15 protein-coding genes are annotated in these 15,774 nt (G+C 73.1%); 9 read left to right on the forward strand and 6 right to left on the reverse strand.

What is annotated here, in order from left to right:
- Positions 1-278: 278 nt before the first annotated feature.
- Entirely contained in the window at positions 279-935 is a 657-nt protein-coding gene (locus ACIPEQ_RS10170) for a histidine phosphatase family protein (RefSeq protein ID WP_402715038.1), read from the reverse strand.
- Between the two features lie 27 nt (positions 936-962).
- The gene (gene ykgO / locus ACIPEQ_RS10175) at positions 963-1,085 is read right to left on the reverse strand and encodes a type B 50S ribosomal protein L36 (RefSeq protein ID WP_058743312.1); all 123 of its coding nucleotides are present in this window, start codon (positions 1,083-1,085) and stop codon (positions 963-965) included.
- A 58-nt stretch (positions 1,086-1,143) separates the two neighbouring features.
- On the opposite strand from ykgO, the gene ACIPEQ_RS10180 reads away from it, so the two are divergent.
- Positions 1,144-2,181, forward strand: a complete 1,038-nt coding sequence (locus tag ACIPEQ_RS10180) for a GTP-binding protein (protein ID WP_402715039.1) — start codon at positions 1,144-1,146, stop codon at positions 2,179-2,181.
- A gap of 133 nt (positions 2,182-2,314) precedes the next feature.
- On the opposite strand, the gene ACIPEQ_RS10185 is transcribed toward ACIPEQ_RS10180, so the two are convergent.
- Positions 2,315-3,814, reverse strand: a complete 1,500-nt coding sequence (locus tag ACIPEQ_RS10185; protein WP_402715040.1) for an MFS transporter — start codon at positions 3,812-3,814, stop codon at positions 2,315-2,317.
- 189 nt (positions 3,815-4,003) lie between these two features.
- On the opposite strand from ACIPEQ_RS10185, the gene ACIPEQ_RS10190 reads away from it, so the two are divergent.
- Positions 4,004-4,540: a DinB family protein gene (locus ACIPEQ_RS10190; protein ID WP_402715041.1), complete on the forward strand. Its 537-nt coding sequence runs from the start codon at positions 4,004-4,006 to the stop codon at positions 4,538-4,540.
- Positions 4,541-4,603: 63 nt separating this feature from the next.
- On the opposite strand, the gene ACIPEQ_RS10195 is transcribed toward ACIPEQ_RS10190, so the two are convergent.
- On the reverse strand, positions 4,604-5,569 hold the full coding sequence (locus tag ACIPEQ_RS10195) for a sugar-binding transcriptional regulator (protein ID WP_402715042.1): 966 nt from the start codon (positions 5,567-5,569) through the stop codon (positions 4,604-4,606).
- A gap of 53 nt (positions 5,570-5,622) precedes the next feature.
- Complete coding sequence (locus ACIPEQ_RS10200; RefSeq protein ID WP_402715043.1) at positions 5,623-6,474, reverse strand: GolD/DthD family dehydrogenase; 852 nt, start codon at positions 6,472-6,474, stop codon at positions 5,623-5,625.
- Between the two features lie 142 nt (positions 6,475-6,616).
- On the opposite strand from ACIPEQ_RS10200, the gene ACIPEQ_RS10205 reads away from it, so the two are divergent.
- From ACIPEQ_RS10205 to ACIPEQ_RS10235, 7 genes are all read left to right on the forward strand, one after another.
- Positions 6,617-7,792 (forward strand): zinc-binding dehydrogenase, encoded by a 1,176-nt coding sequence (locus tag ACIPEQ_RS10205; protein WP_402715044.1) that lies wholly within the window; start codon positions 6,617-6,619, stop codon positions 7,790-7,792.
- 18 nt (positions 7,793-7,810) lie between these two features.
- On the forward strand, positions 7,811-9,139 hold the full coding sequence (locus ACIPEQ_RS10210; RefSeq protein ID WP_402715045.1) for an MFS transporter: 1,329 nt from the start codon (positions 7,811-7,813) through the stop codon (positions 9,137-9,139).
- A gap of 65 nt (positions 9,140-9,204) precedes the next feature.
- Complete coding sequence (locus ACIPEQ_RS10215; RefSeq protein WP_402715046.1) at positions 9,205-10,947, forward strand: dihydroxyacetone kinase family protein; 1,743 nt, start codon at positions 9,205-9,207, stop codon at positions 10,945-10,947.
- Positions 10,944-11,438: a ribose-5-phosphate isomerase gene (locus tag ACIPEQ_RS10220; RefSeq protein WP_402715047.1), complete on the forward strand. Its 495-nt coding sequence runs from the start codon at positions 10,944-10,946 to the stop codon at positions 11,436-11,438. The genes ACIPEQ_RS10215 and ACIPEQ_RS10220 overlap by 4 nt, the downstream gene beginning before the upstream one ends.
- Before the next feature lie 107 nt (positions 11,439-11,545).
- Positions 11,546-12,616, forward strand: a complete 1,071-nt coding sequence (locus ACIPEQ_RS10225; protein WP_402715048.1) for an outer membrane lipoprotein carrier protein LolA — start codon at positions 11,546-11,548, stop codon at positions 12,614-12,616.
- Positions 12,613-13,623 (forward strand): ABC transporter ATP-binding protein, encoded by a 1,011-nt coding sequence (locus tag ACIPEQ_RS10230; RefSeq protein ID WP_402715049.1) that lies wholly within the window; start codon positions 12,613-12,615, stop codon positions 13,621-13,623. The genes ACIPEQ_RS10225 and ACIPEQ_RS10230 overlap by 4 nt, the downstream gene beginning before the upstream one ends.
- On the forward strand, positions 13,610-14,452 hold the full coding sequence (locus ACIPEQ_RS10235; RefSeq protein WP_402715050.1) for an ABC transporter permease: 843 nt from the start codon (positions 13,610-13,612) through the stop codon (positions 14,450-14,452). The genes ACIPEQ_RS10230 and ACIPEQ_RS10235 overlap by 14 nt, the downstream gene beginning before the upstream one ends.
- Before the next feature lie 78 nt (positions 14,453-14,530).
- On the opposite strand, the gene ACIPEQ_RS10240 is transcribed toward ACIPEQ_RS10235, so the two are convergent.
- Entirely contained in the window at positions 14,531-15,592 is a 1,062-nt protein-coding gene (locus tag ACIPEQ_RS10240) for an NADP-dependent oxidoreductase (RefSeq protein ID WP_402715051.1), read from the reverse strand.
- Positions 15,593-15,774 lie beyond the last annotated feature (182 nt).

A 15,774-nucleotide genomic window follows, 5' to 3' on the forward strand; every position in this document is an offset into this window, starting at 1 on the left:
ATCACCCCCCCCAAAAACCCCCCCGCGGGGGGCCACCCCCCCCCGCCCGCGCGGGGGGGGGGCGGCGCGGCCCCGCCCCGCCCCCCCCCCCCCCCCCGGGGGGGGGGCGGGGGCCCCGGGGCCCCCCCGCCTCCCGTCCGTCGAGTGGTCACGGACCCGCGCACCGCTCGGATCACGAGACACTGCCGTCCCGACGAGACGCCGCCGATTCCGGCGGCGTCTCGCTCGACTGCGGGCGTCTCGAGTCGACGCCGGCGTCTCGGGCGCGGCTCAGCGGGTCAGAACGCGTCGCCGGTCGGGTCCTGCGCCGTCCGGTCGATCAGGTCCTCGCCCCCGACGGGCTCGCCCTCCCAGTCGACCAGGCGCCACCCGTCGTCGAAGGACCCCTCGACCTCGACGATGCCGGTGTTCTCGAGGTGCCGCTTCGTGCCGAACTCGTCGGGGGTGTTCTGCGCGACCGCACTCGCCCACGTCCGGATCGCCGCGCCGTGGCTGAACGCGGCAGCGACCTCGACCCCCGACGCGAGGACCTCCCGCACGGCGTCGTCGTAGCGCGCGAAGAAGTCGTCGCCGCTCTCGCCACCGGGCATCCGGCTCGCGCGGTCGCCCGCCGACCAGCCGTGCACGGTCGAGATGTACAGCTGCACCGACGTCCGGTCGCGCTTGCCCTGCAGGTCCCCGGCCTCGATCTCGCGCAGTCCGGGGAGCACGACGGGGTCGATCCCGAGTGCGGCGGCGAGCGGCGCCGCGGTGACCTGCGTCCGGACCATCGACGACACGAAGAGCCGCTCGATGCCCCGGTCGGCCAGGGCCGCCGGCAGCGCGTCCGCCTGCTGCTGCCCGAGCTCGGTGAGCCCGGGGCCCGGTACCTCGGCGTCGAGCACGCCGTCCACGTTCGCGGGGGTCTGGCCGTGCCGGATGAGCAGGAGTCGCATGATCCCACCCTACGGACGGCCGATGACCTACCCCTGGCGGGCCTTCCAGCGAGGATCGCGCTTGTTGATGACGTAGACGCGTCCGCGGCGACGCACGATCTGCGAACCGGGGATCTTCTTCAGCGCCTTGAGCGAGTTGCGGACCTTCACGGGGCTCCTTCCTGCACCGCCTCCTTGTTGAGAACGGTTGTCATGTAGGGTACTCGACATGCGCCCCGCAGCAACCACCCTCGTCACCGCCCTGCACGATGCCGACGCCGTCCGCACCGCCGCACGGATCAGCAGCGGCCACCGCATGCACGTCGCCGGCAACGCCCTCGCCGCAGCCCGGGGCATCGCCGCGCGCCGCGACCAGCTCGACCGGGTGTGCGGGCCCGACGCCGACCACGACCTGGTCGTGACGCTCGCGCCCGAGGTCGACGTCCGCGCGGTCGGCATGATGCTCGCGAACGCCGCACGCTCGGAGACCGGGGACGACCGGGTCCTGCGCCACGTCGTCGCCGTGCTCCGTGCGGACGACGTCGCCCACCTGCTCTGGTCGGACGTGGACGACGCCTTCGTGGCGGCAGAGCGGGTGGTCTCCGTCGTCGAGTACGCCACGGTGATCGCACTCGACCGCATCGAGCCGCTGTCCGGTCGACGGCGTCGTGCGCTCGTGGCACTGCTCCACCGCATGGCACCGCACGCGGTGATCGTCGCGGCGCCCGCCCTGCGCAGCCCGCTCGACCTCCCGGCGTCGAACGGCGGCGCGGCGCGGCTGCTGGTGTCCGGCGCCGGATGGATGCGCGCGCTCTCGACCGACGCGGACCGGGCCGACACCGGCCGCGGTCCGCGGGACGACCTGGTGTCGATGCGGTACCGCGAACCGCTGCCCTTCCACCCTGGCCGACTCGCCGACGTCATCGCACACGACCTCGCCGCGGGGGCGAACGGCCGTGTGCTGCGCACGAAGGGCTTCTTCCGCCTGGCGTCCCGACCGGACCACGTCGGGTCGTGGTCGAGCTTCGGGGCGATGCTCGCGCTCGACCCCACGGCGAACCCGTCCTGGGACGAGGACGCACCCGTCGGTCAGGCGATCTGGTTCGTCGGCGAGCGCCTCGACGTGCACGCGATCGAGCGGGCCCTCGACGGCGCCCTGCTCACGCCGGACGAGCTGCTCGCCGGACCGGACGTCTGGCGACGGTGGGCGGACCCGTTCCCGGTGTGGCCGGCGCTCGACCCCTCGCACGAGCACCGACACGACTGATCGACGCCGGGCGCGTGCCCGGACGGACAGCGACACCGGGCGCGCGCCCGGACGGACAGCGACGTCGCACGCGTCGATCGACACGTGCGACGTCGCAGACCGTGTGCCGGTCACCCGAGCGAGCCGGTCGCCCTCAGCGCCGGACGGCGTCCGCCCGGTCCTGCGCCGCGAACGGCAGGTCCCCCAGGTCGAGGTTCGGGTTCGTGTCCTGCGTGAGCACGAGCTCGCGCGCCTCGTCCTCCGACTCCACCGCGGGCATCGACCCCGGGAGCGGCCGCTGCGACGACTCCCGCATGCAGAACACGCCGATCGCCCCGACGATGCTCATCGCCACGAGGAAGTACGCGGGCGCGAGCTGGTCCCCGGTGGCGGTCAGGAGTGCCTGCACGATCAGCGGTGTCGTCCCGCCGAACACCGCGATGGCGATGTTGTACGCGAAGCCCATGCCGCCGTAGCGGGTCGACGTCGGGAAGAGTGCGGGCAGCGAGGCCGCCTGGTTCGACACCCACAGCGCGGTCATCAGCGCCAGCAGCCCGAGACCGGCGAGGGTCGACCACTGCGCACCGTGACCGATGAGCAGGAACGCGGGGACGGCGAGCACGACCGTGGTGCCGGCGCCGATCCACATCACGGTGCGACGCCCGATGCGGTCCGACAGCCGTCCGGCGACGGGCAGCATCACGGCGAGGAGCACGAGGACGGGGATGGTGAGGAGCGTGCCGTCGATCGCGGAGTAGCCGAGCGAGTCGGTGAGGTACGTCGGCATGTACGAGGTCAGCGCGTAGCCGACCGTGTTCGAGGCACCGACGAGCATGATCGCGATGACGATCGGGCGCCAGTGGTCCCGCACCATGACGAGCACGTTGGCGGGGCGACCGCCCTCGGCTGCCTCGCGGTCCGACGCAGCAGCCTCCTGCGCGGCCTGGGTCGCCTGGAAGACCGGCGACTCCTCGATGCGCAGGCGGAACCAGATCGCGACGACGCCGATCACACCGGCGAGCAGGAACGGCAGGCGCCAGCCCCAGGCGGTCATCGTCTCGTCGCCCAGCGTCACCTGCAGCACGGTCACCACGGTGGCGCCGAGCGCGAAGCCCATGTAGCTGCCGAAGTCGAGGATGCTCGCGAAGAAGCCGCGTCGGCGGTCGGGTGCGTACTCGGTGACGAACGTGGTGGCGCCGGCGTACTCACCACCGGTCGAGAAGCCCTGTGCGAGCTTCAGCACGACGAGGACGACCGGTGCGATCGCACCGATGGTCGACCACGCCGGGAGCACCCCGATGAGGAAGGTCGACGACGCCATCAGGACCAGCGTCGTGGCGAGCACCTTCTGCCGACCCAGCCGGTCTCCCAGCCGCCCGAACACGATCCCGCCGAGGGGCCGTGCGACGTAGGTGGCCGCGAAGACCCCGAGGCTGAAGAGGATCTGCACCGACGGCTCGGCCGTGGGCAGGAACACCTTGCCCATCGTCACCGCCAGGTAGCCGTAGACCCCGACGTCGTACCACTCCATCGTGTTGCCGACGACCATGCCGCTGACGGCCCGGCGCATCATGCTCTTGTCGACCACCGTGACGTCGCTGACCCGCAGACGTCGGGGCGGTCGGGTGGTGGTACTGCTGGGGTCGGGACCCATACGCGATCTCCTCGTGGTGGGGCGGGCCGATCGGTACCGGCCCGGAACAGCCAGCTACGGTACCGACCGACCGACATGTCACTGGTCGGGGATTCACAGGTACCGGCGTGTCACCCGGACGGGGGTCACCGCGCTTCCGCTCGCCGGTGCCGATGTGCCGCGAGGTCACGAGGCGGTAACGTCGGCCCCGTGGCGATCGAAGCGGACACGAAGGACTGGACCTGGGTGATCGGCAGCGCCTGCCCCGACTGCGGCTTCGACGGCGCGGCCCTGGCGTTCCGTGACGTCCCGGCGGTGCTCACCGACAACGCCGCCGCCTGGCCGGAGCAGCTCGCCCGCGACGACGTGCGGCAGCGCCCCGACGACCGCACGTGGTCGCCGCTCGAGTACGGCGCGCACGTCCGCGACGTCCACCGGAAGATGACGGAGCGCCTCCGGCTCGTCCTCGCCGAGGACGACCCGGCCTTCCCGAACTGGGACCAGGACGCCACCGCCGTCCAGGACCGCTACGACGAGCAGGACCCGGCGGTCGTCTCCCGCGAGCTCACCGACACGGCGCGCGCCGCCGCGGCCGCCTTCGCAGCGGTCCCCGACGACGCCCTCGGGCGGACCGGTCGCCGGTCGGACGGCAGCGTCTTCACGGTCGCGACCCTCGCGACCTACTACGCGCACGACCCGGTGCACCACCTGTGGGACGTACGCCGGACCGCCGACCGCACGGAGTGACGGACGGGAGGCACGGTGCCGGCCCGCACCGCGCCTCCCGTCCGTCCGTGGTCGCGTCGCGGCTCAGGCGAGCGCGTCGAGCAGGGCGCGCGCGGTCGCGGCGTCCGTCACGAGCTCGTTGATCATGCCCGCGCGGACGGCGCCGATGATGCTCGGTACCTTCGCCGCCCCGACGGCGACGCCGACCGCGTGCGGGACGACCGCGAGGACCTCACGCGAGGTCCGGACCATGCGCTCGCTGCCGGGGAACTCGATCGGCGACCCGTCGGCGGCGAAGAAGTTCAGGCAGACGTCACCGGCGGCCTGGTCGAAGACGGCGTCCTCGACCGGGATCCCCCGCGCGAGTGCGTCGCGCGTCGCGGTCGGCGCACCGACACCGAGGATCGCCCCCTTCGCGCGCCCCCAGAGCCCGACGACGTGCTGGAAGGCGGGGTCCTCGTCGAGCGACGCCCGCATGGCGGCCGACGGCAGGGCCTGTGCGAACAGGAACGCCGGGATCGCACCGGAGTGCTCCGCTGCGGTGCGGGTGATCTCGTTCGTCTGGAACCACGGCATCGGGTCCGCCTGGCCACCGACGGTGGGGACGAGCTGCACGCCCGCGAGCGGCGGCATCCCCGTCTGCGCGACGTCGTAGACCGTCCGCCCCGAGGACACCAGGACCGCGTCACCAGGGGTGAGTCCCATCCCCTCGACCGCGGTCGCGATGGGGGCGGCCAGGTCGGCGCCGAGCGTTGCCTGGTGCGTCACGGCGGCCAGGTGCACGGCGCCGAGGCCGAGCACGACCTGCAGCCGTTCGGCGAGCGCGACGGTCTCGTCCTGGAAGGGGTCCACGACGTCGATGCGGACGAGGCCGGCACGACGGGCCTCCGCGACGAGGCGGCTCACCGTGGGTCGGGAGACCCCGAGGCGCGAGGCGATCTCGACCTGCGTGGCGTCCTCGAGGTAGTACATCCGCGCCGCCTGGTAGACGGTGTCGAGCGGGAAGCGGGCCCGCGACCCCTCGGCGCCGGTGGTGCTCTCGGAGGACATGCTGCGGGACCCTTCGGATCGGTCGGACACTCGGATCGTAGTCCGACCGAGGGTCACCGGATCGTGAACCCGCCGTCCACGCGGAGGTCCGCGCCGTTCACCATCGCGGCACCGTCGCTCGCCAGGAACAGCACCGCGGCGGCGATCTCGGCGGGGGTCGCGAAGCGGCCGGTCGGGATCTCGTCCTGGTGCCGGAGGCCCGCCTCGTTCGCCCAGGCCGCCCGACCGAGGTCGGTGAGCACGACGGTCGGCGAGACCGTGTTGACCGTGACCCCGCGTCCGCCCCACTCGAGCGCGAGCACCCGGGTCAGCCCGAGGACGCCGGCCTTCGACGCGCAGTAGGCCGCGTGCCGGTCGAGGCCGACGTGGGCGGCCTGCGACGCGATGTTCACGATCCGGCCGCTGCCCGCGGCGAGCATGTGCCGCCCGACGGCCTGCGCCAGCCGGAACGTCCCGGTCAGGTTGACGTCGAGCGTGCGCGCCCAGGCCCCGGCGTCGAGGTCCTCGGCGGCGTCGAGCGCGACGATGCCGGCGCAGTTGACGAGCACCTCGATCGAGCCCGCGGCGTCGACGACCTGCTGGACCGCAGCGGCGACGGAGTCGTCGTCGGTGACGTCGCACGCGAGCCCGAGGTGCGCGCCGGCGGTGACGGCGGGCAGCTCGGCGGCGGCCTCGGCTGCGGGGTCCGCCAGCACGTCGACGATCGCGACCCGGGCACCGCGCGCGGCGAAGGCGTGCGCGATCGCGTTGCCGATGCCGGACGCGCCGCCCGTGACGACGGCGGTCCGGCCGGTCAGGTCGTTGGTCAGGTCGACGGCGCCGGGGCCCGGTCGGAGCGCGGCGGCGAGGTCGGTGTCGGCGGTGCGGTCGGTGTCGGCGGTGCGGTCCGTGTCGGCTGTGGTCATGGTCGCTCCCTTGCGATGCGCGGTGGTCGAGAGGGAACGGTACCAGAAATTGTGTTCTGGACATCTGTTCCCGACCGTGTACAGTCGTCGCCGAACCATCGGAACGGGCACACCGCCCGGCTGACCAACGGAGGACCAGCACATGTCGACGACGACGACCGAGACCCCGGCGCAGGGCGACGCGCACCGCGAGATCCCGACCACGATGCGCGCCGTCGTGGTCCACGGACCGGGCGACTACCGACTCGAGGAACGCCCGGTCCCCCAGCCCGGACCGGGCGAGCTCCTGCTCCGCACGGACGCCGTCGGCATCTGCGCGAGCGACCTGAAGTGCTACCACGGCGCCGCGAAGTTCTGGGGCGACGAGAACCGCCCCGCGTGGGCCGAGCGGGACCGCATCCCCGGTCACGAGTTCGTCGGGACGATCGTCGCGGGTGACGACGTCGCGCTCGCGAAGCGCGGGATGTCCCTCGGCGACCGGATCGCCTGCGAGCAGATCGTGCCCTGCTGGGAGTGCCGGTACTGCCTCGAGGGTGCCTACTGGATGTGCAACGTCCACGACATGTTCGGGTTCAAGGGCTTCGACGGCGCCATGGCCGAGTACGTCCTCGTGCCGTCGAAGGCCCTGACGCACCCGGTCGACCGCTCGCTGCCCGGCCAGGTCGCCGCGTTCGCCGAGCCGCTGTCCTGCGCCTTCCACGCCGTCGAGCGCGGCGACATCCGGTTCGGCGACACCGTGGTGATCGCCGGCGCCGGCCCGATCGGCCTGTCCGCCATCGCCGGTGCCCGCCAGAAGAACCCGCTGCGGATCATCGCGCTCGACGTCGTCGACGACAAGCTCGCGCTCGCCCGCAGGGTCGGTGCCGACCTCACGATCAACATCGCGCACGAGGACGCCGTCGCTCGGGTGAAGGAGCTCACCGACGGCTACGGCGCCGACGTCTACATCGAGGCGACCGGCCACCCCTCCGCCGTGCCCCAGGGGCTGAACCTGCTCCGCAAGCTCGGCACCTTCGTCGAGTACTCGGTGTTCAAGGACGCCGTCTCGGTCGACTGGTCGATCATCTCCGACGACAAGGAGCTCGACGTCCGCGGTGCCCACCTCGGGCCGCACACCTGGCCGGCCGCGATCAAGCTGCTCGAGTCGGGCACGCTGCCGATGGACGACATCTGCACGCACCAGTTCCCGCTCGAGGACTTCCAGCAGGCGCTCGACCTGGTCGGCGACTCGGCGGGCGCGTCCGTCAAGGTGTCGATCGTCCCGTCGCTGTCGGCGCCCACCACGTCCGTCCCGACCACGTCCGCCGCGCGGGCCTGAGCGCCGAGGAGTCCCGCGATGTCGACGACGACCGCGCGCACCACCACTGCGCCCACGACCACCGCCACCCGCTCCGAGGGTCGGCTCGACCGGATGGGCATCCCCCGTCCGCTCGCCCTCGGCTTCGTCGCCGTGCTGGTCTTCATGACCGGCAACGGTGTCGAGTCGAACTTCATCACGCCGCACATGGTCGCGGTCCTCGGCAGCCCCGAGGCCACCGTCGCCACGATCGTCACGTCCTACAGCCTCGCCGCGCTCATCGGCAGCTACGTCTCCGGCGCCCTCTCCGACCTGGTCGGGCCGCGCCGGGTGATGATCCTCGGGTTCGCCGTCTGGGTGGTCTTCGAGGTGCTGTTCCTGCTGGCGCTGAACGTCGAGAGCGTTCCCTTCGCCGCCGTCGCCTACGCGCTGCGCGGTTTCGGCTACCCGCTCTTCGCGTTCGCCTTCCTGGTGTGGGTGAACATCACCACGCCGGTCGAGCGCAACGGTGCGGCGGTCGGCTGGTTCTACGTCGCGTTCACGGGCGGTCTCCCGACCCTCGGGTCGCTCTTCGCCATCGGGGCGATCCCCGTGTTCGGCGGCGGCGCGGTGGGCGAGACGGGGGCGATGATCGCGTCGATCGGCCTGGTGGTCGCCGGGTTCCTGATCATGCTGTTCGGCGTCCGCCTGCCCAACGGCTTCTCGCGGATCGCGCCGGCCGGCGAGAGCGCCTGGCGGGTCCTGACCAGCGGCATCCGGCTCACCGCGACGCGACCGAAGGTCCTGATGGGCTTCCTCGTCCGCCTGATCAACACCGCACCCGAGTTCGGCATGTTCGTCGTGCTCCCCGCGATCATCGCGAACGACCGCGGCTGGGGCCAGAGCCGGTGGCTGCTCATGACGGTCTGCGTGTACGCGACGAACATCCTGGTCAACGCCCTGTTCGGCTGGGTCGGCGACCGCATCGGCTGGCAGCGCACCGTGAAGTGGTTCGGCATCGTCGGCTCCGCGACCGGGCTCGTCGCCTGGTGGTACGTCCCGCAGCTCGTGCCCGCCGGGTCCGACTGGGGCTACGTGCTCTCGGTCGTCGCCGGCTGCGTCTTCGGCTGCCTGCTCGCGGGCTTCGTCCCGATGGGCGCGATCATGCCGGCGCTCGCCCCGGAACACAAGGGCGCCGCGATGGCGATGTACACGACCGCCGCCGGTGGCGCGGCCTTCCTCGGCACCGGTGTCGTCGCGGCGGTCTTCGCGCTCGGCGGCGGCGGCCAGGCGGTCACGTGGACCTTCGTCGGCCTCTACGCCTGCGCGTTCGTGATGATCCACTTCCTCGACGTGCCCCAGGGGCGCCCGCACCGCGGCACCCGCTGAGACACGTCGCCTCTCCCTCAACCCACCCCGGACCCCGGTCCACCGCACGACAGGAACGCACTCCCATGACCACGATCCACGACGACCCCGAGGACTTCGCCGAGGACCAGCTCGCCGGCTGGCTGGCCCTGTACGCCGACCGGGTCCGCGGCGTACACGGCGGGGTCGTCGCCCTCCCGACCGAGGGCGCCGATCCGCAGGTCGCCGTCGTCGTCGGCGGCGGGTCCGGTCACTACCCCGCGTTCTGCGGTGTCGTCGGCCCCGGCTTCGCCACCGGTGCCGTCGTCGGCAACGTGTTCACGTCACCCTCGGCGGCGCAGGTGTACTCGGTCGCCAAGGCCGCCGACCAGGGCCGCGGCGTCGTGCTGTCCTTCGGCAACTACGCGGGCGACACGATGAACTTCGGGCTCGCCGCCGAACGACTCCGCGCCGAGGGCATCGACACCCGCATCGTCGTGGTCACCGACGACGTGGCCAGCGCGGACGAGGTCGCCGCGCGTCGGGGCATCGCCGGGGACTTCTCGGTCTTCAAGGCGATGGGTGCCGCTGCCACCGCCGGTTCGGACCTGGACGAGGTCGAGCGGGTCGGCACCGCCGCGAACGCCGCCACCCGCACGATCGGCGTCGCGTTCTCCGGCTGCACCATGCCCGGTGCCACCGAACCGCTCTTCTCCGTCCCGGACCGCCACCTCGGGCTCGGCCTCGGCATCCACGGCGAACCGGGCATCCGGGACGTCCCGGTACTGCCCGCCCGGGAGCTCGCCGCACTGCTCGTCGACCGGCTGCTGGCCGAACGCCCCGACGGGGCCGGGCCGCGGGTCGCACCGATCCTCAACGGACTGGGCGACACCAAGTACGAGGAGCTCTTCCTGCTGTGGGGTCGCGTGCTGCCGCTCCTGCAGGAGGCGGGCCTCGAGGTCGTCGACCCCGAGGTCGGGGAGCTCGTCACCAGCCTCGACATGGGCGGGTGCTCGCTGACGCTGCAGTTCCTCGACGACGAGCTCGAACGGTACTGGCGCGCGGACGCCTACACGCCGGCGTACCGCAAGGTCGCCGCGCCGGTCGCCGCGCTCGTGCCGGCCACCGCGGTCGCCGAGGCCGCGGCAGAGGCGACGGTCGTGCCGGAGGCGACCGGCGCCTCCCGGCGGGCCGCCGACACCGCACGTGTCGCCGTCGCGGCGATGGACGTCCTGCTCCGCGAGCAGGAGGAGACGCTCGGCCGCATCGACGCGGTCGCCGGGGACGGCGACCACGGTCGCGGCATGGTGAAGGGGATCGGTGCGGCCCGTCGCGCGGTCGAGCAGACCGACCGGGAGGCCGGGGTCGCCTTCGTCCTCGGCCGTGCCGGTGAGGCGTGGGCCGCGTCGGCCGGTGGCACGTCCGGTGTGCTGTGGGGTGCGGCGCTCGAGGCCTTCGGTCGCGCGCTCGGCGACGACGCCGAAGAGGTCGGCGCGGCCGAGGTCGTCACGGCGGCGCAGGCGTTCGCGGACTCGATCGTGCACCTGGGCGGTGCGTCTCGCGGCGACAAGACGCTGCTCGACGCCCTGCTGCCGTTCGTCGACGCGCTGCGGTCCCGGGTCGACGACGGCGCCGACCTGTCGGAGGCGTGGCAGGTGGCGGCCGGGGTCGCGGTCGAGCAGGCGGCGGCCACCGCGGACCTCCGACCGAAGGTCGGGCGAGCCCGGCCCCTGGCCGAGAAGAGCGTGGGGACGCCCGACGCGGGCGCGACCTCGATGGGGATGGTCCTCACGCGGATCGGCGAGGTGCTCGCCGACCGTGCACGACGACGCGAAGGAGTGAACGCATGACGTTCCGGTTGGTGGTGGGCTCGGACGACGCGGGCTTCGACTACAAGGAGGTCATCAAGCGTGACCTCGAGGCGGACGACCGCGTGGTGAGCGTGGTCGACGTGGGCGTGGACGCGGACGGGCACACGGCGTACCCGCACGTCGCGGTCGACGCCGCGCGGATGGTCGCCGACGGCGAGGCGGACCGGGCGATCCTGGTCTGCGGGACCGGACTCGGTGTCGCGATCAGCGCGAACAAGGTGCCGGGCGTCCGGGCGGTCACCGCGCACGACTCGTTCAGCGTCGAGCGCTCCGTGCTGTCGAACGACGCCCAGGTGCTCTGCATGGGGCAGCGCGTGATCGGACTCGAGCTCGCACGTCGTCTGGCGACGGAGTGGCTCGGGTACACGTTCGACCCGTCCAGCGCCTCTGCCGAGAAGGTCGCGGCGATCTGCGGCTACGACGGCTCGGAGCCGGTGGGGGCCGACACGGCGGCGGCGACCGGCCACTGACCGCTGATCCCCAGCGCGCTGTCGGGTGCGCGACGTACGGTGCTCGCGCACCCGACGCTCCACGGTGACGCCGCTCGTGCACCCACCGCACCACCGAAGGGGACCCGATGAAGAAGTCAGCTTGGCTGCCCGCCGCGATCGCCCCGGTCGTCGTCGCCGGAGCGATCGCCGCGCCCGTCATCGCGAACGCCGCCGCCGAACCGGTCGCCGGCTCGGACCCGACCGCGGCCGACGTGCTCGCGAGCATCGCGGCGTCGCGCACCGCGCAGTACTCCGGCACGCTCGCGCAGACGAGCGACCTCGGGTTGCCCGAACTCCCCTCCGGCAGCGGTGGGTCCTCGCTCGAAGGCGACGCGTCCGACGTCCTCGGACTGCTCACCGCGTCGCACACCGCGCGGCTGTACGTCGGCGGCGAGGACGAGCAGCGCTTCCAGCTCACGCAGCAGCTGGCGGAACAGGACGTCGTGCGGAACGGGTCCGACGTGTGGACGTGGGACTCGAAGGCGCGGAAGGCCGTGCACCTGACGCTCCCCGCCGACTCCGACGCCCCCACGGCCGGCGCGACCACGCCGGCGCAGGCGGCCGAGCGCGCGGTCGCGGCGATCACCCCGAGCACCCGGGTGTCCGCCCCGACGACTGTCCGGGTCGCCGGACACGAGGCGTGGCAGGTCACGCTGACGCCCAGGTCCGACGACACCCTGGTCGGCACCGTGCGGCTCGCGGTCGACCAGCAGACCGGCCTGCCGCTGCGGGTCACGGTGACGGCGGCCGGGCAGCAGGACCCAGCGTTCCAGGTCGGGTTCACGAGCCTCGACTACGGCGCACCCGACGCACGACTGTTCGACTTCACGCCGCCGGCCGGCGCCGAGGTCACGACGAAGGACCTCTCCGACGCCCAGCAGTCCGGGCAGGGCGGTCGGGCACACGGTGGCGAGCGGGGCGGTGTCGAGCCGACCGTGACCGGATCCGGCTGGGACACCGTGGTCGAGCTGCCCGCCGGCGACCCCGCTCGGACGACCCGGGACACGGACGCCACGGCGCTCCTCGACCAGCTGACGAAGCCGGTCGACGGCGGTCGGGCGCTGCAGACGTCGCTCGTGTCGGTCTACCTGACGGACGACGGTCGGGTGCTCGCCGGTGCCGTGCCGGTGTCCGCGCTGGTCGCCGCCGCGAAGTGACGGCAGCACCGCAGCCGGACGGCGCAGCACGGCCGTCCGGTGACCCAGCACGGCAGCCGGGCGACGCGGCGCCGCAGTACGCGGTCCGGACCGAGGCGCTCGTCAAGGTGTTCCGGAAGCAGCGTGCGGTCGACGGGATCGACCTCGCCGTTCCTCGCGGATCGGTCTTCGGCTTCCTCGGGCCGAACGGCTCCGGCAAGACCACCACGATCCGCATGCTGCTCGGACTGTCGTCCGCCACGAGCGGCACGATCGAGGTGCTCGGCCGACCGGTGCCCGGTGCCCTGCAGGAGGCCCTCCCCCGCGTCGGTGCGCTCGTCGAGGGTCCGGCCGCGTACCCGTACCTGTCCGGCCGGGCCAACCTGCAGCGGTTCGACGCCGCCGACCCCAGCTCGGACCCGCGCACCCGTCGGGACCGCGTCGCCGCCGCCCTCGAGCGCGTGGGGCTCACCCACGCCGCGGAAAAGAAGGCGCACGCGTACTCGCTCGGCATGAAGCAGCGCCTGGGGCTGGCGAACGCCCTGCTCGCACCGCGCGACCTGCTGGTGCTCGACGAGCCGACGAACGGCCTCGACCCGCAGGGCACGCGCGAGGTCCGGAACCTCATCCGATCCCTCGCCGACGACGGCACGACGGTGTTCGTGTCGAGCCACCTGCTCGCGGAGATCGAGCAGGTCTGCACGCACGCCGCGGTGATGCGGAGCGGACGTCTCGTGGCGCAGGGATCCCTCGACGAGCTCCGGTCCACCGGCGGGCGGACCGTCACCGTGCGGACACCGGACGTCGGTGAGGCCTCCGCGGTCCTCGTCCGGATCGGGCTCGTCCCCCGCCGGGACGCCGGTCCGGACGCCGTGGTCGCCGACCTGCCCGCCGACGTCGAGCCCGAGGCCGTCACCGCGGCGCTCGTCCGCGCCGACGTCCGCGTGCGGGGCATCGCCGTCGGGGGTGGCACGCTCGAGGACCTGTTCGTCGCGCTCACCGGGGAGGGCTTCGATGTCGCAGCCTGACTCCGTGCGCCGCCCGAGGCGGCCGTTCGCGCTGCTCGGGTCCGAACTCGCCCTGGTGTTCCGCCGTCGACGGACCTGGGCGATGCTCGGTGCGCTCGCCCTGGTGCCGGTGCTCATCGCGATCGCCGTCCGCCTGACGACCGACCGCAGCTCGGGCGGCCCGGCCTTCCTCGGCGACATCACGAACAACGGGCTGTTCGTCGCCTTCACCGCGCTCACCGTCTCGATCCCGCTGTTCCTGCCGCTCACCGTCGGTGTCGTGTCCGGCGACACCGTGGCGGGCGAGGCGTCCCAGGGCACGATCCGCTACCTGCTGGTCGCGCCGACCGGGCGGCTGCGGTTCGTCCTCGTCAAGTACGCGGGCGCGGTGGCCTTCTGCCTGGCGGCGACGCTCCTCGTGGTGCTCGTCGGGGCGGCGGTCGGCGCGCTGCTCTTCCCGATCGGACCGGTCACCCTGTTGTCGGGGACGCAGGTCGGCGGCTGGTCCTACGCCAGCCGAGCGGTGCTCCTGGCGCTGTACGTCACGCTCTCGATGCTCGGACTGGCCGCGATCGGGCTGTTCGCCTCGACGCTGACGACGGTGCCGGTCGGAGCGATGGCAGCGACGGTCGTGCTCGCCGGGGTCTCGCAGGTGCTCGACCAGCTCCCGCAGCTCGACTGGCTGCACCCGTTCCTGTTCTCGCACCTCTGGCTCGGGTTCGGGGACCTCCTCCGCGACCCGATCTCCTTCGACTCGTTCGGGTCGAACGCGCTGCTGCAGCTCGGCTACGTCGCGGTGTTCGGTGCGCTGGCGTACGGCCGCTTCGCGACGAAGGACGTGCTGAGCTGACGGACGGCCGACGGCCGCCGGACACGGATCGGGCCCGGCCTCCCGCAGGAGACCGGGCCCGATCGTGCCGGGGTCGGCTCAGGCCGTCGGGCTCGCCGATCCGCCGGCCATCGTCTCCGTGTCCGCCCCGCGCTCGTCGGCGTACCGGTCACGCAGGTCGCGGGCCTTCTCGGAGCGGTACCAGTCGAGCCGAGCGCCGGTCTCGACGGTCTGCATGCCGATCACGACCTTGCCGCGGGAGCGCATCTCGGCCAGGTCCTCGTACGCGTCGACGATGTACTCGAACGGGTAGAAGCCCGAGATGAGCACCTGCACGCGGCGGTCCTGCACCGCCTTCGCCAGCAGGGTCAGCAGGTCGCGGGCCTCCTCGTCGTCGGCCGGGGCCCGCAGGAACCGGATCTCCACGTCCCGCCGGTGCTCGGAGGTCACCAGCCGCTCGGCGGGCACGCCGAGTCGCGAGGCCAGGTCCGCCGCACCGCCACCGCCGTGGTTGTCGATGAACGCCGTGATCGGCCGACCGCCCGCCATCTCGCGGATGCGGTCCTCCTCGCCGTCACCGTAGGCGACGGGCAGGGTACCGATCTGCCGCAGGTAGTCGTGGTTCCGCGGACTCCCGAGGGCGATCACGGTGGCGCCGGCGTCGTGCGCCAGCTGGCACTCGATGTGTCCGACCCCGCCCGCTGCGGCCGAGATCACCACGGTGTCCTCGGGACCGAGGCGCAGGTTCCGAACGATCGTCGCAGCGGTCGCGCCGGCCAGGTACAGCCCACCCGCGACCTCCCACCCGACGTGCTCGGGCTTCTTCACGACGGCTCCGCGGGGCACGCGGACCCAGGTCGCGTGGGCGCCGCCCTCGGGGGCGTGTCCCATGACCTCGTCGCCGACCTTGAGGTCGCGGACCTCGGTGCCACGAGCGCGGACGATGCCCGCGAAGTCGACGCCCTGGTGCGCCGGGAACTCGAGGTCGATGTGGTCGCGCAGCTTCCCCTCGCGGAGGAACCGCTCGACGTGGTTGAGACCTGCGGCGACGACCTCGACGACGATCTCGCCGGGTCCGGGTTCGGGACGTTCCTGCGGGACGAGGTCGACGACGTCGAACCCGCCGTACCGGTCGTACTGCACGGCACTACCGATGCGCATGGCTGACTCCTTCCGTGGTCATGGCTCCGGTGTACTCGCGCCGACGGGACGGTGTCCGTGAGCGAGGGGTACCGGTCTGCGGACGGGAGGCGCGGGGCGGGCCGGCAGCGTGCCTCCCGTCCGCCGTCGGTACGTCCACCGCGCCCGGTGCGGCCGGTGCGCAGCCGTGCGTCCCTGAGGGC

It is taken from the genome of Curtobacterium sp. NPDC087080, assembly GCF_044745105.1.
GTDB lineage: Bacteria > Actinomycetota > Actinomycetes > Actinomycetales > Microbacteriaceae > Curtobacterium.

Bases quoted from the DNA above. Each gene is read 5' to 3' on its own strand.
- ACIPEQ_RS10170 (WP_402715038.1), bottom strand. From the start codon at position 935: ATGCGACTCCTGCTCATCCGGCACGGCCAGACCCCCGCGAACGTGGAC.
- ACIPEQ_RS10180 (WP_402715039.1), top strand. From the start codon at position 1,144: ATGCGCCCCGCAGCAACCACCCTCGTCACCGCCCTGCACGATGCCGAC.
- ACIPEQ_RS10185 (WP_402715040.1), bottom strand. From the start codon at position 3,814: ATGGGTCCCGACCCCAGCAGTACCACCACCCGACCGCCCCGACGTCTG.
- ACIPEQ_RS10195 (WP_402715042.1), bottom strand. From the start codon at position 5,569: ATGTCCTCCGAGAGCACCACCGGCGCCGAGGGGTCGCGGGCCCGCTTC.
- ACIPEQ_RS10200 (WP_402715043.1), bottom strand. From the start codon at position 6,474: ATGACCACAGCCGACACGGACCGCACCGCCGACACCGACCGCACCGCC.
- ACIPEQ_RS10205 (WP_402715044.1), top strand. From the start codon at position 6,617: ATGTCGACGACGACGACCGAGACCCCGGCGCAGGGCGACGCGCACCGC.
- ACIPEQ_RS10210 (WP_402715045.1), top strand. From the start codon at position 7,811: ATGTCGACGACGACCGCGCGCACCACCACTGCGCCCACGACCACCGCC.
- ACIPEQ_RS10215 (WP_402715046.1), top strand. From the start codon at position 9,205: ATGACCACGATCCACGACGACCCCGAGGACTTCGCCGAGGACCAGCTC.
- ACIPEQ_RS10220 (WP_402715047.1), top strand. From the start codon at position 10,944: ATGACGTTCCGGTTGGTGGTGGGCTCGGACGACGCGGGCTTCGACTAC.
- ACIPEQ_RS10225 (WP_402715048.1), top strand. From the start codon at position 11,546: ATGAAGAAGTCAGCTTGGCTGCCCGCCGCGATCGCCCCGGTCGTCGTC.
- ACIPEQ_RS10235 (WP_402715050.1), top strand. From the start codon at position 13,610: ATGTCGCAGCCTGACTCCGTGCGCCGCCCGAGGCGGCCGTTCGCGCTG.
- ACIPEQ_RS10240 (WP_402715051.1), bottom strand. From the start codon at position 15,592: ATGCGCATCGGTAGTGCCGTGCAGTACGACCGGTACGGCGGGTTCGAC.